The organism is Paenibacillus jepli (assembly GCF_047238105.1).
Lineage (GTDB): Bacteria > Bacillota > Bacilli > Paenibacillales > Paenibacillaceae > Paenibacillus_D.
Genome location: NZ_JBDFMD010000001.1, coordinates 1,429,433 through 1,452,020, shown reverse-complemented (window position 1 = coordinate 1,452,020; position 22,588 = coordinate 1,429,433). Strand labels below are relative to the sequence as shown.

General features: G+C 57.6%; 19 protein-coding genes. All 19 read left to right on the top strand.

The window, feature by feature from the left end; all coding sequences use genetic code 11:
- Positions 1–70: 70 nt before the first annotated feature.
- The 19 genes from zwf to ABC336_RS06410 all read left to right on the top strand — a co-directional run bounded on the left by zwf (position 71) and on the right by ABC336_RS06410 (position 22,585).
- Positions 71–1,627: a glucose-6-phosphate dehydrogenase gene (zwf, locus tag ABC336_RS06500; protein ID WP_413237900.1), complete on the top strand. Its 1,557-nt coding sequence runs from the start codon at positions 71–73 to the stop codon at positions 1,625–1,627.
- A 285-nt stretch (positions 1,628–1,912) separates the two neighbouring features.
- On the top strand, positions 1,913–3,499 hold the full coding sequence (locus ABC336_RS06495) for a peptide chain release factor 3 (RefSeq protein WP_413237899.1): 1,587 nt from the start codon (positions 1,913–1,915) through the stop codon (positions 3,497–3,499).
- A gap of 235 nt (positions 3,500–3,734) precedes the next feature.
- Complete coding sequence (locus ABC336_RS06490) at positions 3,735–4,568, top strand: alpha/beta hydrolase (protein WP_413237898.1); 834 nt, start codon at positions 3,735–3,737, stop codon at positions 4,566–4,568.
- Between the two features lie 39 nt (positions 4,569–4,607).
- On the top strand, positions 4,608–6,092 hold the full coding sequence (locus tag ABC336_RS06485) for a CE1 family esterase (RefSeq protein ID WP_413237897.1): 1,485 nt from the start codon (positions 4,608–4,610) through the stop codon (positions 6,090–6,092).
- 14 nt (positions 6,093–6,106) lie between these two features.
- On the top strand, positions 6,107–6,958 hold the full coding sequence (locus ABC336_RS06480) for an alpha/beta hydrolase (RefSeq protein WP_413237896.1): 852 nt from the start codon (positions 6,107–6,109) through the stop codon (positions 6,956–6,958).
- Between the two features lie 12 nt (positions 6,959–6,970).
- Positions 6,971–8,029 (top strand): LacI family DNA-binding transcriptional regulator, encoded by a 1,059-nt coding sequence (locus ABC336_RS06475; RefSeq protein ID WP_413237895.1) that lies wholly within the window; start codon positions 6,971–6,973, stop codon positions 8,027–8,029.
- Between the two features lie 20 nt (positions 8,030–8,049).
- Complete coding sequence (gtfA, locus tag ABC336_RS06470; RefSeq protein ID WP_413237894.1) at positions 8,050–9,549, top strand: sucrose phosphorylase; 1,500 nt, start codon at positions 8,050–8,052, stop codon at positions 9,547–9,549.
- The gene (locus tag ABC336_RS06465) at positions 9,546–10,481 is read left to right on the top strand and encodes an alpha/beta hydrolase (RefSeq protein ID WP_413237893.1); all 936 of its coding nucleotides are present in this window, start codon (positions 9,546–9,548) and stop codon (positions 10,479–10,481) included. The genes gtfA and ABC336_RS06465 overlap by 4 nt, the downstream gene beginning before the upstream one ends.
- Positions 10,482–10,492: 11 nt before the next feature.
- Positions 10,493–11,344 carry an alpha/beta hydrolase gene (locus ABC336_RS06460; RefSeq protein ID WP_413237892.1) on the top strand — a complete coding sequence of 284 codons (852 nt, stop codon included), beginning with the start codon at positions 10,493–10,495 and terminating at the stop codon, positions 11,342–11,344.
- A 35-nt stretch (positions 11,345–11,379) separates the two neighbouring features.
- A complete protein-coding gene (locus ABC336_RS06455) occupies positions 11,380–12,876 on the top strand; it encodes an ABC transporter substrate-binding protein (protein ID WP_413237891.1) in 1,497 nt (498 codons plus the stop codon).
- Positions 12,877–12,939: 63 nt separating this feature from the next.
- Entirely contained in the window at positions 12,940–13,836 is an 897-nt protein-coding gene (locus ABC336_RS06450) for an ABC transporter permease subunit (protein WP_413237890.1), read from the top strand.
- A 28-nt stretch (positions 13,837–13,864) separates the two neighbouring features.
- Positions 13,865–14,740, top strand: a complete 876-nt coding sequence (locus tag ABC336_RS06445) for a carbohydrate ABC transporter permease (protein WP_413237889.1) — start codon at positions 13,865–13,867, stop codon at positions 14,738–14,740.
- A 211-nt stretch (positions 14,741–14,951) separates the two neighbouring features.
- Positions 14,952–16,406, top strand: coding sequence for a CE1 family esterase (locus ABC336_RS06440; RefSeq protein WP_413237888.1), 1,455 nt, complete (start codon positions 14,952–14,954; stop codon positions 16,404–16,406).
- A 32-nt stretch (positions 16,407–16,438) separates the two neighbouring features.
- Complete coding sequence (locus tag ABC336_RS06435) at positions 16,439–17,110, top strand: GDSL-type esterase/lipase family protein (RefSeq protein ID WP_413237887.1); 672 nt, start codon at positions 16,439–16,441, stop codon at positions 17,108–17,110.
- A 38-nt stretch (positions 17,111–17,148) separates the two neighbouring features.
- Positions 17,149–18,357 carry an MFS transporter gene (locus ABC336_RS06430; protein WP_413237886.1) on the top strand — a complete coding sequence of 403 codons (1,209 nt, stop codon included), beginning with the start codon at positions 17,149–17,151 and terminating at the stop codon, positions 18,355–18,357.
- Positions 18,358–18,471: 114 nt separating this feature from the next.
- Positions 18,472–19,497, top strand: a complete 1,026-nt coding sequence (locus tag ABC336_RS06425) for a LacI family DNA-binding transcriptional regulator (RefSeq protein ID WP_413237885.1) — start codon at positions 18,472–18,474, stop codon at positions 19,495–19,497.
- A 15-nt stretch (positions 19,498–19,512) separates the two neighbouring features.
- Positions 19,513–20,676, top strand: coding sequence for a Gfo/Idh/MocA family protein (locus tag ABC336_RS06420; protein WP_413237884.1), 1,164 nt, complete (start codon positions 19,513–19,515; stop codon positions 20,674–20,676).
- Positions 20,677–20,814: 138 nt separating this feature from the next.
- Positions 20,815–21,438, top strand: a complete 624-nt coding sequence (locus ABC336_RS06415) for a ThuA domain-containing protein (RefSeq protein ID WP_413237883.1) — start codon at positions 20,815–20,817, stop codon at positions 21,436–21,438.
- A gap of 49 nt (positions 21,439–21,487) precedes the next feature.
- Positions 21,488–22,585, top strand: a complete 1,098-nt coding sequence (locus ABC336_RS06410; protein WP_413237882.1) for a Gfo/Idh/MocA family protein — start codon at positions 21,488–21,490, stop codon at positions 22,583–22,585.
- Positions 22,586–22,588 lie beyond the last annotated feature (3 nt).

Here is a 22,588-nt window from a genome sequence, read left to right as displayed (position 1 = left end):
GATATGCTAAACTACGTACAAGATTATCAGTAATGGATGCTTTCAAATACATAAGAAAGAATGAGGGATTATGGCAGAGCACTATACAACGGAACCTATAGCTGCCGCAGGAGCGGTATTTTACTTGTTTGGAGCTACCGGCGATCTTGCCCGCCGCAAGCTGTTCCCCGCATTGTTCAGTCTATATAAGGAAGGCAAGCTTGCGGACGATTTTGCGGTCGTCGGACTGGCCCGCCGTCCCCGTACCAACGAGCAATTCCGGGAAGACGTGTATGAGTCGATCGTCGAGTTCTCCCGCTACAAAGCGGATGACGCCGAGCTATGGCACCGGTTTGCCGAGCACTTCGTCTATATGTCGCTGGATATCAACAATGTCGACGGCTTCCGCGAGCTGAGCGAGCTGACGGCCCGTCTCGATGCGCAGTTCGGCATCCAGGGCAATCGTCTATTCTACCTGGCGCTGGCGCCTTCGCTGTTCGGTCCGGTATCTTACAACCTGCGCGACGGCGGTCTGCTGGAGACCAAAGGTTGGCATCGCGTCGTCATCGAGAAACCGTTCGGATACGACCTGGCGTCCGCCCAGAAGCTTAATGATGAGCTGGCGCAGGTGTTTGACGAGAAGGATATCTTCCGCATCGACCACTATCTGGGCAAAGAGATGGTCCAGAACATCGAAGTGCTGCGGTTTGCCAATGCGTTCTTCGAACCGCTCTGGAACAACAAGCATATTGCTAATATACAGATCACGCTGTCCGAGACGGTAGGCGTCGAGGAACGAGGCGGCTATTACGACAAGTCCGGCGCGCTTCGCGATATGGGCCAGAACCATATGCTGCAGATGCTCAGCATGATCGCCATGGAACCGCCGAGCCGGCTGCATCCCGAGGACATCCGCGATGAGAAGGTTAAGGTGCTCCGTTCCTTGCGGCAGTACGACACGCCGGAGCGGGTGCGCCGTCATGTCGTGCGCGGTCAGTACACGAGCGGCACCGCTCGCGGCAAGGATCTGCCGGGCTACCGCGAGGAAGAATCCGTGGCGCCAGACTCGCAGACGGAGACCTATTTTGCCGCCCGGGTGATGGTGGACAACTTCCGCTGGGCGGGCGTGCCTTTCTATATCCGGACGGGCAAGCGGATGCCGGTGAAGACGACAGAGGTCGTTATCGAGTTCAAAAATGTACCCAATAACGTGCTGTTCGGCGGCAAGCATCAGCTCAATCCCAACCTGCTCGTCATCCGCGTCAATCCGATGGAGGGCATCTATATCAAGATCAATGCCAAAAAGCCGGGCGGCACGGATTCGCAGGTGCAGCCGGTGGCGATGGAATTCTGCCAGAGCTGCCTGATCGGCCTGAACACGCCCGAAGCCTATGAGCGGCTCATCTTCGACGCGACGCGCGGCGAGTCGACGTACTTCACCCGTTGGGACGAAGTGGCCCATGCCTGGGCATTTGTCGACAAGATCGCTGCGGCCTGGCGTGAGGAAACCGCTCCGATCCCAACCTATCCTGCCGGTTCCTGGGGACCGCAGGAGACCGAGCAGCTGCTGGCCAAAGACGGCTACCACTGGTGGCCGGTGAACGGACAGGACGAAGACAACGTCATTTGGGTGTCCAACTCTAAATAATGATTGGTCAATAAAAGTTTCTGTGTTTAGACGGAGTTACCAGAGGAGTTGCGGAGGGAAGAGGGAGGCTGGAAAAAAGCTTATGATTCCGATGTCGCTTTCTTTCAGAAAGCGTTGAGCGCTCGCCTTTGTTCCCGGATTTCTACCGCTGAGTCGGTAAAAATTATGAAATCTGGGAACAACAGCGATTGGAAGCCCCCTCTACCCGCAGCAACCCTCGCAGGACGAAGTCTAGTACAGTTTGCTTTTTTGAGCCAATTTGCTACGAACGAAGGGAAGGCAAGCATGAGTAAACCAATAACCGACGAATTGAAAAAAGAGGTAGCGCGGCGCCGGACGTTCGCGATCATCTCTCACCCCGATGCGGGTAAAACGACGCTGACCGAGAAGCTGCTGCTCTTCGGCGGCGCGATCCGTCTCGCAGGTACGGTCAAGGCGCGCAAAGCCAGCCGGCATGCCACCTCCGACTGGATGGAGATCGAGAAGCAGCGCGGCATCTCCGTCACCTCCTCGGTCATGCAGTTCGATTACCTGGGCCACCGGGTCAACATCCTCGATACGCCCGGTCACCAGGACTTCAGTGAAGACACGTACCGGACGCTGACGGCCGCCGACAGCGCGGTCATGCTGATCGACGTCGCCAAAGGCGTCGAGGCGCAGACGATCAAGCTGTTCCAGGTGTGCCGCAAACGCGGTATCCCGATCTTCACCTTCATCAACAAGCTTGACCGGGAGGGCAAGAGCCCGTTCGATCTGATGGAGGAGCTGGAGCAGGTGCTGGGCATCCGCGCAGTGCCGATGAACTGGCCGATCGGGATGGGCCGAGATCTGTGCGGCGTCTACGACCGGATGAAGGACCAGGTGGAGCTGTTCCAGGGCAACGATCACTCGAAGATCGAGGTCCGCAAGGTTGACAGCTACAACGATGATATTATCGGCCAGATGGCCGGCGAGTTCCTGCACGAGCAGCTGAAGGGAGACCTGGAGCTGCTGGACGTCGCAGGCGATCAGTTTGATCTGGAGAAGGTGCAGCAGGGCGAGCTGACGCCGCTGTTCTTCGGCAGTGCCGTCAACAACTTCGGCGTCCAGACCTTCCTGGAGAACTTCCTGCAGCTCGCGCCGTCGCCGACCTCACGTGTAAGCTCGGAGGGCGTCATCGAGCCGACCGAAGAGAAATTCTCCGGTTATGTGTTCAAGATCCAGGCCAACATGAACCCGGCGCACCGCGACCGGATTGCGTTCCTGCGGATCTGCTCGGGCCGCTTCGACCGCGGCATGAGCGTCAAGCATGTGCGGGTGGGCAAGGAGATCAAGCTGTCGCAGCCCCAGCAGTTCCTGGCTCAGGACCGCGATATCGTCGAGTCGGCGTATCCCGGCGATATTATCGGTTTGTTTGACCCCGGCATTTTCCGGATCGGCGACTCGCTCTCCCAGAGCGGACAGATTACGTTCAATGAGCTGCCGACTTTCTCGCCGGAGATCTTCGCCAAGGTCACCGTCAAAAATGCGCTCAAGCACAAGCAGTATCAGAAGGGCATCGACCAGTTGACCGAGGAGGGCACGATCCAGGTGTTCCACTCGACCGGCAACTTCGACGAGACGATCCTCGGCGTCGTCGGCCAGCTGCAGTTCGAGGTGTTCGAATATCGGATGAAGGGCGAGTACGGGGTGGATATCCAATTGCACCGGCTGCAGTTTCAGTTCGCCCGCTGGATCGTCGACGACAAGATCGATCCGTCCAAGTACCGGATTAATTCGACCCTCGTCAAGGACAAAAAAGGCAACTATGTCGCCCTGTTCGAGAATGAATATGCGATGCGCACCGCCATGGACAAAAACCCGACCTCGCAATTTTTGGAGACCGCGCCTTAATGAAAAATTCCATCAAATTGTACACGCAGAGTCCCATGCTAAAGAAGCATGGGACTCTTCCGTTTTTAGCCTTACTTCGGTGCTAAATTTAGCTAAAATAAAGCGCTTTATTTCAGCGAAAAATATTTACACTAAGCGGCTCCCTGGACTATACTGATCTTGTAATCAAGCAGGTTTAGAGGTTGCTAAATTTAGCAAAACGGATGTGGGATTTACTTTATTTAGGGGGAGTAATATGACGATACTTCAGATGAATTTTGAAAGTCAATATTTGAAATCGAATCATGACATTTCGATTATTTTGCCCAACAAGCCAAGAGAGATATCGGCAAAGGAATTTTATGAAAGCGGTAAAAAATATAAAGTATTATGGCTGCTGCACGGCACCTTCGGCGACCACTCCGACTGGGTCCGTCGCACGAATATCGAGCTATACGCCATCGAGAAAGATCTGATCGTCGTCATGCCGTCCGCGCTCAACAGCAACTACTCCAACTGGGACAAGGCGATGATGGGCTACGGGATGTACGACTACTTCACGGAAGAGCTGATGCCGATGGTGCACAACTGGCTGCCGGCTTCGAGCAAGCGCGAGGACAACTTCATCGCCGGGCTGTCGATGGGCGGGCGCGGCACGATCAAGTTCGCGGTCAACCATCCGGACAAATTCGCGGCGGCAGCGGTGCTCTCGGCGGCTCCGGTCGACTTCAGCTCGCTGACCGAGGAAGAACTCCATAAGGACGATATGTTCGCCCGCCGTCTGCTCGGGATGGTGGAGAATGCAGGCGGTCTGGAGGCGTTCATCCAATCCGAGGAAAATGTCTGGGACCGACTCGACAAGCTGGCGGGCACTGGGCAATTGCCTCGTCTGCTGTTCGCTTGCGGGGAGGACGACACGATGATCTGGGACAACCTGAAGCGCTTTAGAGCGCACTTCGACGCCAAGGACATCGCTGCCTCGTATTGGAGTCTGGCGGGCTATGGTCACGAGTGGCGGTTCTGGGACCTGGCGATCCAGCACGCATTGGAGTTTTTCGGCCTGGAGGATGTAGGCGCAAGCCCGTATTGATCGCATCACCATCCTATGAACGAGAGGACAGATAAACCGATGAGCGGAAAGATTGTGATCCTGCCTGGCGACCCGGATGACAACAACCGGGATTACTTGCCGGAGGCGATCAAGGACTCGACATTAGTCGTAAATGAAAACGGTAACAACTCCCAGGTTTATCCTGAACGGCTGAAGGAATACAAGGAGAAGATCATCGGCGATCAGGAGGACACCTGGTACGAATATGTACCTGCCTCCTACGATGGGAGCCGCAAGGTGCCGCTTGTCGTCGGCATGCACGGCGGCCTCATGACCGGTTGGGGACAGGCGATCTACACGTCCTGGACGCTGGTGGCCGACCGCGAGGGCTTCATCGTGTTGTTCCCGAGCGCCGGCTTGCGCCGGTTCTGGATCGTCGATTGCGAGAAAGACAAGCTGGATATCGCCGCATCGCCGCGCGAGGACGGCATCTACATCAATATGCCCCCTGAGCGTCCAGAGGATAACCATGATATGAATGTCATCCTCGCGCTGATCGAGCGGATGAAGCAGAAGTACGAGATCGATGCGGGCCGCGTCTATATGCAGGGCATGTCGATGGGCAATATGATGACGAGCCAGATCGTCCGCTACTACGGGCATCTGTTCGCCGGCAAGGCCGGCTCAGGCGGACCGTCGAGCCCCGGGCTGCTGTTCGACCGCAATGACGTGGTGATCAATCGCGGCGGCCCCTTGGCAGTGTGGCAGACGCGGCTGGAGCATGATATTACGCCGCCTCACTTCGAGGGCGATACCGAGTACGTCGTCCGCCGCAACCGGGAGTATTGGCAGCGGATCAACGGCTGCCGCAGCCTGCCGGAGCTGAAGGTGATCGGCGAGGACAACTTTGCCTTCTACAAGGGCGAGCAAGCCGACATGGTGTTCCGCGATGTGAAAAACCGCGACCACGGCCAGACGTTCGACGATGCCCAGCTCGTCTGGGACTACCTGTTCTCCGGCTCCCGGAGGGCGGAGGATGGCCGGATCGTCCATGATGAGTCGATCTCGCCGCGTCAGGGCGACGCCTTTAATATCGTACTCATGGCAGGATGCGAACGCGCTTATGTGAACAACCGTCTCGCCCTGATGAAGGGACCTGCGATCAAGCGGCAGAAGCTGAAGTACCATGGTTTGAACGGCGACTCGATCGTCCGTGGCGAATACTTGTGTGTCCCCGTATCGTTTATCGCCGAGGTGTACGGCGACGGCTCGGGTGTCCGATCCGGCGACGAGGGGCAATCGGCGGAGCTGACGCTGCGGGACGGCCGGACGCTGCAGTTCGCGCGCGGCAGCATTGGTTGCGTGGTCGACAATACGGTGCATGCGATGCTGTGCGAAGCGATCTACGTCGATGGCGAGCTGTACGTACCGATTCAGTGGATCAGCCAGCGACTGCTCGATCATACCGCCTCGACATGCGAGGACGTGCTGTACATTACGGATCATTACGCCGAGCTCTCCAAAAATATGGCGCAGCTGATCCGCGACGAAATTTTCGGCTGAAAGGATGTGCCGGCGTGGCCGTTATTAAAATGAACTTTTTGTCCAAGGCGCTCGGGATGCAGACCAACCTTACGGTATGTCTGCCTAGCTACAGCTTTGCCGACAGCATGGAGGGACGCGAGGTCGCTTACGTGCAAGGCATGAAGTTCCAGTGCCTATACCTGATGCATGGCGGCAGCGGCGATGACAGCGATTATGTCAACTTCACGAATATCGTCCGTTATGCCGATCGCAACAAGCTGGCGGTCATCATGCCGGGGGTTCACAACTCGGCGTACACCGATCTGCCGTATGGACGATACTTCACCTATGTCGCGGAAGAGCTGCCGCAGCTCTGCGAAGCATTCTTCCCGATCTCCGGCAAGCGGGAGGATACGTTCGTCGGCGGGCTGTCGATGGGCTCGCACGGGGCGATGAAGCTGGCGATGCTTTACCCCGAGCGATACAGGGCGGCGCTCATGATGTCCGGTGCCTCGTATCGTCCAGGCATCCCAAGCATCGTCAAGACGAAGAACGGCGAGTTCGACTGGGAGACGGACATGCGGGTCCCGGTCGGGCAGGAGCTGCAGGACAACCTTCATGACGAAGCGTTCCTGCGCGGCACCGTCAATGACGTCTATGCGGCGGCGCGCCGCAATATCGAGGAGGGCAAGCTGCTGCCGAAGCTCATCTTCCGGGTCGGCGACAGCGATCATGCGCTGTACCGGACGATCCGCGCCGAGGAGGATCTGAGGCAGTGGGGCTATGATACGACGCTGGAGATCGTGCCGGGGATGGGCCACGAGTGGGATCTGTGGGACGAGACGCTCCGGCTCGCTGCCGATGAGTGGCTGCCGCTCCGTCGGACGCCGATCTATCCCGACTGAGGACTAGATAGGATGAGGAAGAAAGGAGGGAGAGGATGGCCAGACCAGCAGTCGGTAAGCGTCAAGCAGATCGCCGAGACGCTTGGTCTGTCGCCGAGCACCGTATCGATGGTGCTCAACAACCGGAGCGGTGAGTTTCGGATCGCCGAGAGCACAAGCCAGCGGGTGCTGCTTACGGCCCAAGAGCTCGGGTACCGCTCCTCCGAGACGCGAGTCAAGCGCAAAAAACGCGGCTTCGGCAAAACGATCGTATGCACCTTTTGTCCCCATAACTTCGAAAAGGGGCCGATGTCTTCCTTTTACGAAGGATTCTATCGCTTCATGAAAGAGCAGAGCGACCATTACGAGACGATTATTTTCCCCTTCGAGCTGGGTTTGCTGAAGCAGAAGATGTCGTTTATCTCCAAAGACTTTATGGCCGGCGCGGTCATGATGGCGCTCACCGAGGAGGATCTGGAGTTCCTCGAGAACACCAAGTTCGATGTGCCGATCGTCCTGTACAACCGCACAGCCAAGGGCTATTGCTCGGTGCTGACCGACGACTATTCCGTCGGCAACAGCGCGATGGAGCATTTCATCAAGCGGGGCCATGAGCGGTTCGCGATCGTCTCGCCCAACTACTCCAGCCGGGCGCTTAGTCTGCGGTCGACCGGCTATTGGGACAAGCTGAGGAGCTCGGGGCTGGAGAGCAAGGGCGCAGTCGCGCTGCCCGTAACCTACGGCGACGACAGCGATGCAGGCGGTTATGCGGCTACCAAGGAACTGCTGCAGGGCGACGCGCTGCCGAGCGCGCTGTTCGTCCCCAGCGACAATATGATCAGCGGCGTCCTGCGTTGTCTGAAGGAGCATAACATATCGGTCCCCGGCGAGCTGGAGATGATCTCCTACGGCGACAAGCCGGTCAACTCAATCGTCACGCCGAGCATTACCAGCTTCGTCCCGCCGTCCCGGGATATGAGCTATAACAGCGCCAAGCTGCTGCATTCCTTTATTGAGAGCGGCACATTCACAGATACGGCGAGACTGAGCTTCGAGTCGACCTGTATCTTCCGCGAGAGCTGCCCGGAGTAAATCAGCCAAAGGAGAAGACCATGAACAAAATAACGAATCAGATTATGCTCATCACGTATGCCGACAGCATGGGGAGCAATCTGAAGGAAATGAAGAAAGTGCTTGAGACGCATTTCGAGGGCGTGGTTGAAGGGCTTCATATCCTGCCGTTCTTCCCTTCCTCGGGCGACCGCGGGTTCGCCGTCATCCATTATGACGAGGTCGACCCTGCCTTCGGCGACTGGGAAGATATCCGCCAATTGTCGGAGCGCTATTATCTGATGGCCGATTTTATGATCAATCACGTCTCGATCCGCTCGGAGGAGTTCGTCGACTATATGCAGCGGGGCGACGAATCGCCGTATAAGGAAATGTTCATCCATTGGGACGAATTCTGGCCGGGCGGCGAGCCGACAGAAGCCGATATGGAGACGCTGTATCGCAGGAAGATGCATGGACCGTACAAGGAATTCACGCGGGCGGACGGCAAGACGGTCAAGCTGTGGAACACCTTCTTCGAGGAGCAGGTCGACATCGATCCATGGGCGCCGGCTACACAAAGCTACTACGAGCGCAATCTGGGACGGCTCGCCGAGTATGTGCCGCTGATCCGCTTCGACGCCTTCGCCTACGCTTCCAAGAAGCCTGGCACGAGCTGCTTTTTCGTCGAGCCGGAGGTGTGGGATGTTCTGGATATCGGGATGCGGCCGCTGAACAAATACGGCACGGAAATGCTGCCCGAGATCCACGAGAACTACAAGATCCAGCTCAAGATGGCGGAGCGCGGCCACTGGGTGTACGACTTTGCGCTGCCGATGCTGCTCCTGCACGCACTTATGACCGGGCGCTCGGACCGGCTTCTCCACTGGATGCGGATCTGCCCGCGCAAGCAGTTCACCACGCTCGATACGCATGACGGCATCGGCGTCGTCGATGTCGCCGGTCTGCTGACCGATGAGGAGATCGACCTGGTGCGCGATCGCGTCAATACGAAGGTGGAGCCGCTGCAGCAGTATATCAACTTCCCGCCAGGGATCGTCAAGATGTCCGGCGCCAAAGCGAGACAGTACCAGCTGATGTGCACGTACTATTCGGCATTGGATGAAGATGACGACGCTTACACGCTCGCCCGCATCATCCAGCTGTACGCGCCGGGCATCCCGCAGGTGTACTATGTCGGGCTGCTGGCCGGCGAGAATGACGAGGAATCGCTGAAGCGTCTCGGCGAGCCGCGCAGCGTCAATCGCCACAACTATACGGCGGAGGAGATCGCCGAGCGCGTCCAGCTGCCGATGCTGCAGCAGCTCTATGCGATCATGCGCTTCCGCAACAGCCATCCGGCGTTCGGCGGCGAGGTCGAGATCGGCGAATCGTCAGGTGAGGGCCGGATGGTCATCACCTGGCGGCAGGGCGAGGCATGGACGACGCTGGAGGCCGATCTGGGGACCAAGGCGTATGCGATCAGCGCCAGCGACAGCGAGGGCGCGGCTGAGACGCTCTTCCGTTACGAGGGCGCAGCCGCCGGGGAGGGAGCGCGATGAGCTTCGACCGACGCGTCGATCCCGAGCTGACCGGCGCGCTGGACATCCTGCCCGTGCTGCGGCTGCCGGAGGATATGGGCATGATCCGGTCGTTCGCACCGCCGCCGCGAGACAAATCGCTAGAGGTGCGAGAGACGGATCTATATATCGCAGGGGCAGATGGCCGGCAGATGCTGGTCAAGCGGTTTGAGCCGATCGGTGAGCCCGACGGCCCCCGGCCCGCGATCCTGTGGACCCACGGCGGCGGCTATATCCTCGGCCATCCGGATGGAGAAGGGTATGTGTGTGAGCAGCTCGTCATCCATACCGGCTGTGTAGTGCTGGCGCCCGACTACCGGCTCGCGCCGGAGCATCCGTATCCGGCGGCGCTGGAGGACAGCTACGCCGCGCTGGTGTGGCTCGCGCAATCGGCCGAGGAGCTGCGTGTCGACCCGACCCGAATCGCTGTCGGAGGCGGCAGCGCCGGCGGCGGACTGGCAGCAGCGCTGGCCTTGATGGCCCGGGATCGCGGAGGCCCGCGGATCTGCTTCCAGATGCCGCTCTACCCGATGCTCGATCATCGCAACGAAGCGCCGTCGACCCGCGAGGAACTGCACCCCGCGGTATGGAGCCGTCCCAACAATGAGGTGGCCTGGCAGATGTATCTCGGCACTGCCGACCCGAGTCATCCGTGGGCCTCGCCCGCGCGGGCAGAGGATCTGTCGGGGCTGCCGCCGGCCTATCTGTGCGTAGGGCAGCTGGACCTGTTCCGCGACGAGACGATCGAGTATGCCGCGCGTCTGATGCGGGAGGGCATCGATGTCGAGCTGCACGTCCATCCGGGCTTGTACCATGCCAGCGAGCTGTTCGTGCCGGATGCCGCGATTAGCCAGCGCGTGCGCGCAGGGTATGTGGATGCGCTGGCGAGAGCATTTGCCAGAGCGGTCAAATAGGAGGGGGAAGCATGGGAATCCTTAGGTTCAACTTCCGCTCCGAGGTGCTCAGTCTGACGACCAATGTGACGGTCTGTTATCCGACGAGCGGTCTGACGACGAACCTCGGCTATCGGGAGCCATTGCTGGAGCAAGAGACGAAGCAGGCGTACAAGCCGGGGATGAAGTTCCAGACCGTGTACGTGCTGCACGGCGGCGGCGAGGACGATTCGGTGCCTTACCGCTATACGCGGCTGGAGCAATACGCCGAACGCAACATGGTGATGACGGTCACGCCTGCGGTCAACGACAGCCTGTACACCAACACAAAATACGGCTTTCGTTATCTGGAGTACCTGACCGAGGAGCTGCCGCTGGTCATCCAGTCGCTGTTCGCCTCGGCACCGGGGAGGGACAACACCTTCGTCGTCGGCCTGGCGATGGGCGGCAACGGGGCGCTCGGGCTGGGCGTTATCCGGCCGGATCTGTACAACACGGTCGTCGATCTATCGGGCGGCATCGGGATGACGCTCGATCGCGAGGAATACCGCAAAAGTCTGCATTGGGGCTTCTCGCGGGTGCGCGATACGTTGTATGGCGAAGACGAGTTCGAGGGCTCCGAGCATGATCTTTACGCCTGCGCGGAGCGCAATATCGCCGAGGCCAAGACGCTGCCGACGTTCCGCATCGCCGTCGGCGAGGATGACTTCATCCGCGACCGGGTATTCAAGGACTACGCCGAGCTGCGGCGGCTCGGCTATCCTGTGCAATATGAGGAAGCGCCGTCGATGGGGCACGATTACGAGATGTGGGATGTATACCTCAAGAAGACGCTCGATGAGTGGCTGCCGCTGCGCAGAGCGCCGATCTACGACCATCCATAAGCGAATACCAACCAACTTCAAGGGGGAAGACGAGTATGTGGAAGAAAAGCATGGGCATTGGGTTGACTGTAGTGATGGCAGCGAGCCTGCTGGCGGCCTGCGGCAAGGATAATGCAGAGCAACCGGCGGCTGCAGGGAACAAGGGAGAGGAGCCGTACACGGTCAATTTCGCCTATCATGCGCCGAAAGAAGGCAATCAAGCCGAAGTGAACGAGTTGATCAACGAGCTGACGATGAGAGATCTGAATATGAAGGTCAATCTGATGCCGATCACGTGGGACACATATAATTCCAAAATGCCGATGATGCTGGCGGCCCAGGAACCGATCGACATCTCGTTCGTTTTTGCATTCAGCCTGCCGAGCTTCATCGACCAGGGCTATATCGTCGACGCTTCCGACTACATGGAGCAGACGAAGGATCTGCAGGAGGTGCTTGGCGAGGACTTGCAGGGCGGCTATATCGGCGATATGCTGGCAGGCTTCCCGATGATGAACGTGCGCGCCACGCCATCGGGCATCTTTGTCCGCAAGGACATCTTCGAGGAGCTGGGCTACGAGGCTTCGGACTTCAATATTACGACCGACGACATGTCCACCTTCGGCCAGCTGACCGAGATGTTCGCCAAGGTCAAGGAGCAGTATCCCGACATGACGCCGTTCAACGGCTACCGTACGTTTGGTCTGAACACGATCACGTATATCGACGGTGTCGGCGATCAGTTCGGCGTGCTGGAGAACTATGGCCAGACGGACAAAATTACGAACTGGTACGAATCCGACCAGTTCAAGCAATTTGCGCTCCTGAACCGCGAATGGTTCGAAAAAGGCTACTCGTCCAAGGATATCGCCGTCGACAAGGAGCTGGGCCAGGCCAAGATGAAAGCGGGCAAAACGTTCGCCTTCTTCGCCTCCTACGGCGCGAACGCGCTCACTGATGTCAAATCGCAAACCGGCTACGATACGGTGCTGATCCCGGTATCGCACAAGATGAAGTCGACAACCGCCGTCAACGGCGCGCTGAACGTCGTCCTGAACACGTCGGCGAACAAGGAAAAGGCGTTTGAGTTCCTGAACTGGGCATACACGAACAAAGAATTTAATGACTTACTGAACTGGGGCGTCCCCGGCAAGGACTGGATCGTCAACGACCAGGGTCAGGCTGATTATCCAGAAGGTGTCACGGTATCCACGGTCAACTACCACAACGACTTTGGCTTCATCTATCCGAACCAGTATCTGATGACGCCATGGAGCGGCAGCCCGGCAGACATCTGGGAGAAATACAAGGCGTTCAGCGACGATGCGCTCGTCTCCAAAGCGTACGGCTTCACCTTTGACTCCTCGGCGGTCGCGACGGAGCAGTCCCAACTGGCGGCTGTACTGGCCAAGTACGAGGATGCCCTCTCGTTCGGTGCGGTTGATATCGAGCCGACATTGAAGAAGTTCAACGACGAGCTGTATGCTGCGGGCCTGCAGTCGGTCATGGACGAGAAGCAGCGTCAGCTGGACGAATGGTGGGCTGGCAAGTAATTACAAGTGCCAGAGGCTGCAGACGCAGCCTCTGGCCACTAGTGACGAAGGGAACGGATGGGTATGAGAAAACTAAAGCCGTATATGCCGCTCTATGTCATGATGATCCCGTGCGCGCTATATCTGCTGATCAACAATTATGTACCGATGGCCGGCATTATCGCCGCCTTCAAGTCGTTCAAAGCGACAGAAGGACTGCTGGGCAGTCCGTGGGTAGGCTGGCGCAATTTTGAATATTTGTTCAAGTCCAACGATATGATGATCATCATCCGTAATACCATGCTTTACAATATTGCCTTTATTCTGGTCAATAACGTAATTGGCATCATCATTGCGATTATGATTACGAACGTCAAAAGCAAGCGATACCAGAAATTCTATCAAAGCTCGGTACTGCTGCCGTTTACGATGTCGATGGTCGTCATCAGCTATGTCGTGTTTGCCTTCCTCAGCCAGCAGAACGGTATGCTGAACAACAGCATCTTCCAGAGCAATCCGATCCAGTGGTATAACGATCCTACCTGGTGGCCGCTTATTCTGACACTGGTCCAATGCTGGAAATATGTCGGCTACGGTATTCTGATCTACATTGCAGGCATCTCGGTTATCGACAAATCGTTGTACGAGGCCGCCTCCATCGATGGAGCGGGCGTATGGAAGCAGATTACGCGGATTACGCTTCCTTCCCTCATGCCGGCGATCATTACGCTGTTTTTGCTGAGCATCGGCAGAATTTGTTACTCGGACTTCGGCTTGTTTTATCTGATCCCGCAAAATTCCGGTCCATTATTTAACGTGACCGCCACGATAGACACCTACGTCTATAGCGCTTTAATGACGCCAGGAGGCATCGGCCGCTCTGCGGCAACCGGTTTGATGCAGGCCGTGGTTGGCTTCGTCCTGGTGCTGGGTGCCAATGGGCTCGTCCGCAAGCTAAGCTCAAGGGACGCGATGTTCTAATTCCCGGGCAGAGAAAGGATAAACGGTGATGATCGACAACAAGATTCAACAAATGATCATAAACGGCATACTGATGATCATCGCGATTGCGATGATCGCTCCGCTGCTGCTGCTATTCCTCTCCTCCATTACGGAGGAGAACATGCTTGTGGCCAACGGCTATTCATTTTTTCCAGAGTCGCTCAGCATGGGAGCCTACACCTATATCGCCGACAATTCAGAGATGATATTTAGCGCCTACGGCATTACGATCGTGGTGACGCTGATCGGTACGACGATTGGGCTGCTCATTACGGCGATGATGAGCTTTGCACTCTCGGTCAGAGGACTGCCGGGTACGAGTGTCATAAGCTTCCTGGTCTTTTTTACGATGCTGTTCAATGGCGGTCTGGTGCCGTCCTATATTATGTGGACGAGCATGGGCGTCGTCAATTCGATCTGGGCGTATGTTTTTCCGTTCCTGCTGACGAACGCCTTCAATATTATTTTGATTCGCTCTTATTTTGCCACGAACATTCCAAACGAGATCTACGAATCGGCGAAGATGGACGGCGCCGGCTATTACCGGATATTCGCGACGATGGTGCTGCCGCTGGGCAAGCCAATTCTGGTGACAATCGGTCTGTTTACTGGGCTTAATTACTGGAACGATTGGCAGAATGGCCTGTATTTCATCACCCAGCCGGACATGCTCAGCATCCAGGCGCTGCTCAATAAGATGAATCAGAATATCCAGGCGGTCATCTCATACACGAGCGTCAGCTCAAGCTCAGCAGCGTCCATCCCGCATGTGTCGATTCGGATGGCGATCGCCTTTGTCGCGATTCTGCCGATTCTGGCGATGTATCCGTTCCTGCAGAAGTATTTTGCCAGCGGCATCATGGGCGGTGCAGTGAAAGGGTGACGAACACCCATAAGTTAAGCTCCCTCTCAAAGGCCGAAGAGGCACGGAATCGTTCTGGAGAAGCGGAGCGCTCGCCTTTGTCCCCGGATTTTAACCGCAATGCGGTGAAGATAAAGAAATCCGGGGACAACAGCGATCGGAAGAACGATCCGTGACCGTAGGCTCTGTTTTGAGGGGATTCTTGCATACTGGAGGGAGAGGAAGCACAGACATGAAAGGAACAATCAAGCTGCTGCCTGGCGAGCCCAATGAAGCCAACCGGGATTATCTGCCCGAGGCGATCAAGGGCTCGACGATGGTCGTCAACGAGAACGGCAACAACTCGCAGCCTTATCCCGGTCGGCTCCGCGAGTACAGCGAGACGGTCGTCGGAGAGGCGGCATCGACCTGGTACGAATATATCCCCGCCTCTTATGACGGCTCCAGGCCCGTGCCGCTCGTCGTCTCGCTGCATGGCGGCCTGATGACAGGCTGGGGGCAGGCGATCTATACGTCATGGACGCATATCGCCGATCGCGAAGGGTTCCTCGTGCTGTTCCCCGATGCGAGCGAGCGCAAGGTGTGGATGGTCGAATGCGAGGAGAAGACGCTCGAGATTATTGGCAAGCCCAATCCTGAAGGGTTCTACCTGCATCGTGCGCCGGAGGACCCGGCGGACAATCGCGACATGCAGGTCATCCTGGCGCTGATCGAGCGGATGGAGCGCACCTATGCCATCGATTCTAGCCACATCTTTATCCACGGGATGTCGATGGGCGACATCATGGCGAATCAAATGCTGCGGCATTACAGCGAGCGTTTCGCTGCCGGCTCCGGTTCGGCCGGCATGACCTGGCCCGAGGTGCTGTGGGATGAGGCGGGCGAGCCGCGCCGCCAGCCGGCGCCGGTGCCGGTCATGCAGTCGCGGATGGAGCATGACGAGATCCCATTCCACGACGGGGAGACCGGCATGTTCATCCGCTCCAACCGGGACTTCTGGAAGCGGGTCAATGGCTGCGACTCGCTGCCCCGATTGCGGATCGACGGCGAGAACAACCTGGCGTTTTATACAGGCGAGCATGCCGACTTCGTCTACCATGAGGTGAAGAACCGCGATCACGGCCAAACCTTCGACGACGCCGAGCTGGTGTGGCAGCATCTGTTCGCCAAGGTGGTCAAAGGGGAGGCGAACGACCCGGAAGCGCAGGGCGACGCCTGGTCCGTCGCGATGGCCGCAGGCAGCCGCAAGGCGTACGTTCATCAGCGTCTGGTAGAGATGAGCGGACCGGCGTTCATGCACGATAAGTTGAAGTACCACGGACTGAACGGCGACGCGATCGTCCGAGGCTCTTATCTGATGACGCCGGTGTCATTTGCCGCCGAGCTGCTCGGCGGTCAGGTGACCGAGACGTACGAGGGGCGGGCGGCGGAGCTGATGGTTCCGGATGGCCGGACCTTCCAGATCGCTCAAGGCAGCATCGGCTGCGTCGTAGACAATCGGGTCGAGTCGATGCTGTGCGAGGCAGTCTATCGGAACGGCGAGCTGTATCTGCCGATCGCATGGTTGCTTTGCCGCCACTTTGGCCGCCAGGCCTCCGCTTGCGGGGACGTGCTCTACATTACCGATCATTACGCCGAGCTGTCGCTGTTTACGGCGGAATTGATCCAGGAAGAGATATTGCGTTAATCGAGGTTGTATTGGAAGGAAGGGTGAGCCATATGAGAGAGACATCATCGATTCCCGGTCCCCGGGAACTAGAGCAAATGAAGCGTTTGGGCGATTTCATGAAAGCCCGAAAGCTGGCGGATTACATCAAGCTCAATCGTCAAGCGGAGCCCGGCGGCATTGTATTCGCAGGAGATTCCATTACCGAAGGCTTCCCCGTCCATGAGCTGCTGAGAACAAACAAGCGGCTGTATAACCGGGGCATCGGCGGCGACACGACGACAGGACTGCTGCGCAACATAGGCCATCTGATTCTCGATCTGCAGCCAGCCCAGCTGTTCCTGATGATCGGCACCAACGATCTGGGCGAGGGCGAGTCCCCGGACGCAATCGTGACGCGCATTCGGGAGATCTGCGAAGCGGTGCGGGCACGACTGCCTGAGACAGAAATCGTACTGCAGTCGATCTATCCGGTCAACCGCAAGGCCGAGCCGGCCCTGCCATTTCCGGTCGTCGGCAGCCGATCAGGCGAGGCAATCGTCCATGTCAATCAGCAGCTCATGCAGATTGCCGGCGACCTGGCGGTAAGCTATGCGGACATACACGTCTTGCTGACAGATGAGAGTGGCAAGCTGGACATAACCTACACGTATGATGGTCTGCATCTAAATGTGCATGGCTATGAGGTTGTGACGACAGATATCCAAAGCAGACTGCTGTCATGAAGCCGGCCAGCAGCACTCGGATGCAAGGGTAGCCGCCTATGTCTGAACTACATGTGACCCCGACCGAGACCAAGCCTGTTGTTACGATCTGGAATCGGGCCTTTATTAGCATCTTTATGATCAATATTGTTTTGAATATGGCACAATTCATGATGAACACGCTCATTCCGAACTATGCGGAGCATCTGGGTGCAACGGCAGTTATGGTAGGCATGGTATCGAGCATGTTTGCGGTGACGGCGCTCGGCATCCGGCCCGTCGTCGGCCCCGCCACCGGCTTCTTTCGCAGCAATCGGCTGCTGGCTGTAGCGGTCGGCATCATCTGTGTGGCTTTCTTATGCTATAGTATGGCCGATTCGATCGAGATGGTTATCACAGGACGGCTGCTGCACGGCATTGGCATGGGCTTTCTGGCCCCTTTGTCACTGGCGCTGGCAAGCGATGCGCTCCCCAATGACAAAATCGCTTCGGGCATTGGCATCTTCTCCCTTGGTCAAGCCGTTGCGACGGCAATCGGACCATCACTCGGTCTGGAACTAGTGTACGCCTTCGGATATTCGTTTACGTTTATGGTCGGCGCAGTCATGATGATCATCGTGCTGATGATGGCTTTGAGGCTGAGGAGTCCGGTCCCAGATCGTTCTGGAGGGTTCAAGCTGTCGCTTAACAACTTCTATGCACGGGAGGTCCTGGTCCCAGCCGTCATGATGTTTTTCCTGGCAGGCGCGTACTCCTGCATCAATTCATTCATTCTAATCTACGGCAAGATGAACGGCGTGCACAATATCGGTTTGTTCTTCACGGCCTATGCCGTCTGCGTACTGTTCTCGCGGCCCTTCAGCGGCAAGCTGGCAGACAAGTACGGGCTTGATAAAATGCTTATTCCAGGCATTCTGTTCTTCGCCTTGTCGTTTATCCTTATTAGCTACGCCCGTACCTTGCCGATGTTTCTACTCGCTGGTGCAGTGTCAGCATTCGGTTACGGCATCTGCCAGCCGATTATTCAGACACTGTGCATGAAGCTGGTCGACAAGGAGCGTCGCGGAATCGCGGGTAACACTACCTATATTGGTGTTGACCTTGGTTACCTGCTGACACCGACGCTGGCCGGCGCAATCGTGACGTATGTGCATCATGAGAACGGCAGCATGATCAGCGGCTATTCCATTATGTTCCAGGCAATGACCATTCCCATTCTCATCTCATTGTTTATTTTTCTGGCGAAGAAGCGCAAGCTCGGCTTGTAGCTCCTTCGTTATTTTTTTTCCAAAATCATGATTGACACGAGAACGCATTCATGGCAAAATGTACGCGTGTACATTAATGGTTTGGACTAATCATCCTGCGAGGGAGGGTACGGCTTGCGAAAAGATGTAGCGAAGCTGGCAGGCGTATCCGAGGCGACCGTCTCACGTGTTCTGAACGGCGTTGGTCCGGTCAGGGAGGAGACGCGCCAGCGGGTGCTGGCGGCCGCTGAGGAGCTCCGCTATGTGCCGAGCCAGCTGGCGCAGAGCTTCGCCAGGAAACGCAGCGGTCATCTTGGCGTGATCATACCTTCGCTGCCCAAGGTGCATCTGTTCTCGACGTATTACTTCTCCGAGATCCTGAGCGGGATCGGCGAGTCGGCCAAGGAGCAAGGCTACGATCTGCTCCTGATGTTCCGGCGGCCCGATGAGCCAAGAGATTATGATCTGCTGTTCCGCACCCACAAGATCGATGCTTGCATCATGCTGGGGCTGCAGGATCTCCCCGAGGAACGCCGGGCGCTATCCAGGCTAGCTGAAGAGCGGTACCCTTTTTGCCTGATCAATCAGCGGTTCGAGGGTGAACACTTCCGCACGGTGGATGCCGATCATGTGATGGGCAGCCGGTTGGCAGCCGCTCATCTGATCGAGAACGGCTGCAGGCGGATCGCGCTTGTGAACGGTCCGCTTACTTACTCCAACAGTATCGACCGGCAGCGCGGTTATCTGGAGGCTTTGGCGGAACATGATTTGACTGCGGCTCCCGACTTGATTTACGGCGGCAACTTCGGACGCAAGAGCGGCTATGCGCTCGCCGGGCTGCTGGCAAAGCGCATCCGCACCGGGGACATCGACGGCATCTTTGCCGCCAATGACCGGATGGCGATCGGACTGCTGCAGGGCTTGCGGGAGGCGGCTTTGACCGCAGGCAAGGACTATGCACTAATCGGCTATGATGATTCGGACGGTTCGCGGCTCACGCAGCCCCAGCTATCCTCTGTAGCGGTGCCCTTCTTCGAGATGGGACGCCTTGCAGCCCGGATCCTGCTGTCTGAGGACAGCGGGCAGGAAGAGGGCGCGGGCTTGCCGCTGCAGCTGGTCGTCCGGGAATCGTCCAGGCTGGAGAGACCATTAACGAAATGAGAGGCGGTATGTGAGATGAATCCAGTTCGTGTCGGTATGGTAGGTTACAAATTTATGGGCAAGGCGCACAGCAACGCTTATCGGGCGCTGCCGATGTTTTTTCCCGATGTGCTCAAGCCGGAGATGACGGCGATCTGCGGCCGTGATCCGCAAGGTGTGGAGCAGGCGCGCGCGCAGTTCGGCTGGCAGAGCGCAGAGACGGACTGGCAACAGCTGGTGCAGCGGGACGATATCGATCTCATCGATATCAATGCGCCGAGCGACGCGCACAAGCAGATTGCTCTTGCGGCAGCTGCGGCAGGCAAGCATATCTTTTGCGAGAAGCCGCTGGCGTTGACACTGGAGGATTCCCGGGAGATGCTTGACGCCGCCGAGAAAGCGGGCATCAAGCATATGATCGGCTTCAATTACCGCTTTGCCCCTGCCGTCCAACTGGCCAAGAAGCTGGTATCCGAGGGCCGACTCGGCAAGATCTATCATTTCCGGGCGAACTTCCTTCAGGACTTCATCATCGATCCGGACTTCCCGCTCGTCTGGCGTCTTCAGAAGGAAGTAGCTGGCTCCGGTTCGCATGGCGACCTGGGTGCCCACTTGATCGACCTGGCCCGCTTCCTGGTCGGCGAGTTCGGCGAGGTGATCGGCATGAGTGAGACCTTCATCAAGGAACGGCCGCTGGCGGATTCCATGACCGGGCTGAGCGCCAAGGGCAGCAAGGAAGCGCCGCGCGGTCCGGTGACGGTAGACGATGCGACGCTGTTCCTGACGCGGTTTGCAGATGGCGCGCTGGGCAGCTTCGAGGCGACGCGCTTTGCGGCCGGACATCGCTGCACCAATGCTTTCGAGATCAACGGCAGCAAGGGCAGCGTGAAGTTCGACTTTGAACGAGTGAATGAGCTGGAGGTTTATTTCACGGATGATGCAGAGGATGTGCAGGGCTTCCGCCGCGTGCTGGCGACCGACCCTGCGCATGCGTACATGGAAGCCTGGTGGCCGCCAGGGCATACGATCGGCTATGAGCACACCTTCACGCATGAAGTGCATGAGCTGATGAAGGCGCTGGAGCAGGATCGTCAGCCGGTGCCTAATTTCGTCGATGGCGTGAAGTGCCAGGAAGTGCTGGAAGCCGTCGATCGCTCGATCGCCGAGCGCCGCTGGGTCAGTCTGTCGGAGATGCAATAACTAAAAATGTTGACAATAAAAATGGAAATTCAAAAAGTTCGGTGTTCAGCACCGAATTCGATGCCGAGTAGGCCTCTTGCGTTACTTCGTGATCAAAAGCGGACTTTTTGAATAACCTCTTGAGAGGATGAGATAGATATGAAACAAGCATTGGTTACCTGGGGCGGCTGGGACGGCCATGAGCCGCAGCAAGTCGCGGAGTTGTTTGCAAACGTGCTGCGGGGCGAGAACTTCAACGTCACCATTAGCGATACACTGGATACGTATACGGATGAGAAGCTGATGGCGTCGCTCGATCTGATCGTGCCGATCTGGACGATGAGTACGATCAAGCAGGAGCAGCTGAAGCCGCTGCTCGATACGATTCATGCCGGCTGCGGCATCGCAGGCTGTCATGGAGGCATGTCCGACTCGTTCCGCAATGAGGTCGAGTATCAGTACATGGTCGGCGGCCAGTGGGTCTCCCATCCGGGCGGCGACGGCGTCGACTACCGGGTGGAGATGACCGATCCGGCAGATCCGCTCACCGAAGGCATCGGCGACTTCGATGTCAGCTCCGAGAAATATTATATGCATGTAGACCCGGCTATCAAAGTACATGCCACGACCAACTTCGACGACGTCAAGATGCCTGTCGTCTGGACCAAGACGTGGGGGCAGGGCCGCGTATACCATAACACGCTGGGCCATGTAGCCAATATCGTCGCGATGCCTCAGGTCACCGAGCTGATGCGCCGCGGCTTCCTGTGGGCGGCACGTTAACGTGTGACGGAAGTACTCCCTCACCATAACCTAGGAGTGATATAAGAAGATGAAGCGAAGCAAGGTAGGCATCGTAGGCTGCGGCAATATCAGCAAGATTTATTTTACGAATCTGAAGACATATCCGGAGCTCGAGCTGGTCGCCTGCGCGGACCTCGACGTGGAGCGGGCAAAGGCCAGAGCCGAAGAGTTCGATGTGGCCAAAGCCTATACGGTAGATGAACTGCTGGCTGACCCGGACATCGATATTGTCGTCAATCTGACCATTCCGCAGGCACATGCCAAAGTCAGCATCCAGGCGCTGGAGTCGGGCAAGCATGTCTATGTGGAGAAACCTCTGGCCGTCACGCGCGAGGAAGGCAAGGCGATGCTCGAAGCGGCCCGCAAGCACGGCGTTCGGCTGGCCAGCGCGCCGGAGACCTTCCTGGGCGGCGGTATCCAGACGGTGCGCAAGCTGCTCGACGAAGGCGCGATCGGTACGCCGATCTCGGTCTCGGGCTTCATGCTCTCCGGCGGTCATGAGGTGTGGCACCCCGATCCGGAGTTTTATTATAAGGTCGGCGGCGGTCCGATGTTCGATATGGGACCGTACTATCTCACGGCGTTCGTCACCTTGCTCGGACCGATCCGCCGCGTTACCGGTTCTGCTGTCATCTCTTACCCGGAGAGAACGATCACCAGTCAGCCTAAGCATGGACAGGTGATCCAGGTCGAGACGCCGACCCATTTGGCGGGCGTCATTGATTTTGAGAGCGGCGCGGTCGGCACGCTGATCACCAGCTTCGACACCAAGGGCGGGACCTCCCTCCCCAACATCGAGATGCACGGCAGCGGCGGCAGTCTGCTCATCCCCGACCCCAACAATTTTGGCGGCACCGTCAAGCTGCGCAAAGCGGGCAGCCAGGAGTGGGAGGAGATCCCGCTCACACATGGCAACACGAATAACAACCGCGGCATCGGCGTAGCCGATATGGCCAGGGCAATTGCCGAAGGTACGCCGCACAGAGCCAATGGCGAGCTGGCTTATCATGTCCTGGAAGCGATGCACGGCTTCCATGATGCGTCCGCTGAAGGCAAGCATTACATAATGCAGAGCACCTGCGAGCGGCCGGCACCGATGGAAGCGCTGGAGCCAACCGGCCCTTAAAGG

Coding starts and splice junctions, on each gene's coding strand:
- ABC336_RS06445 (WP_413237889.1), top strand. CDS start 13,865: ATGATCGACAACAAGATTCAACAAATGATCATAAACGGCATACTGATG.
- ABC336_RS06465 (WP_413237893.1), top strand. CDS start 9,546: ATGAGCTTCGACCGACGCGTCGATCCCGAGCTGACCGGCGCGCTGGAC.
- ABC336_RS06415 (WP_413237883.1), top strand. CDS start 20,815: ATGAAACAAGCATTGGTTACCTGGGGCGGCTGGGACGGCCATGAGCCG.
- ABC336_RS06440 (WP_413237888.1), top strand. CDS start 14,952: ATGAAAGGAACAATCAAGCTGCTGCCTGGCGAGCCCAATGAAGCCAAC.
- ABC336_RS06410 (WP_413237882.1), top strand. CDS start 21,488: ATGAAGCGAAGCAAGGTAGGCATCGTAGGCTGCGGCAATATCAGCAAG.
- ABC336_RS06420 (WP_413237884.1), top strand. CDS start 19,513: ATGAATCCAGTTCGTGTCGGTATGGTAGGTTACAAATTTATGGGCAAG.
- zwf (WP_413237900.1), top strand. CDS start 71: ATGGCAGAGCACTATACAACGGAACCTATAGCTGCCGCAGGAGCGGTA.
- ABC336_RS06490 (WP_413237898.1), top strand. CDS start 3,735: ATGACGATACTTCAGATGAATTTTGAAAGTCAATATTTGAAATCGAAT.
- ABC336_RS06430 (WP_413237886.1), top strand. CDS start 17,149: ATGTCTGAACTACATGTGACCCCGACCGAGACCAAGCCTGTTGTTACG.
- ABC336_RS06435 (WP_413237887.1), top strand. CDS start 16,439: ATGAGAGAGACATCATCGATTCCCGGTCCCCGGGAACTAGAGCAAATG.
- ABC336_RS06485 (WP_413237897.1), top strand. CDS start 4,608: ATGAGCGGAAAGATTGTGATCCTGCCTGGCGACCCGGATGACAACAAC.
- ABC336_RS06455 (WP_413237891.1), top strand. CDS start 11,380: ATGTGGAAGAAAAGCATGGGCATTGGGTTGACTGTAGTGATGGCAGCG.
- gtfA (WP_413237894.1), top strand. CDS start 8,050: ATGAACAAAATAACGAATCAGATTATGCTCATCACGTATGCCGACAGC.
- ABC336_RS06460 (WP_413237892.1), top strand. CDS start 10,493: ATGGGAATCCTTAGGTTCAACTTCCGCTCCGAGGTGCTCAGTCTGACG.
- ABC336_RS06450 (WP_413237890.1), top strand. CDS start 12,940: ATGAGAAAACTAAAGCCGTATATGCCGCTCTATGTCATGATGATCCCG.
- ABC336_RS06495 (WP_413237899.1), top strand. CDS start 1,913: ATGAGTAAACCAATAACCGACGAATTGAAAAAAGAGGTAGCGCGGCGC.
- ABC336_RS06475 (WP_413237895.1), top strand. CDS start 6,971: ATGAGGAAGAAAGGAGGGAGAGGATGGCCAGACCAGCAGTCGGTAAGC.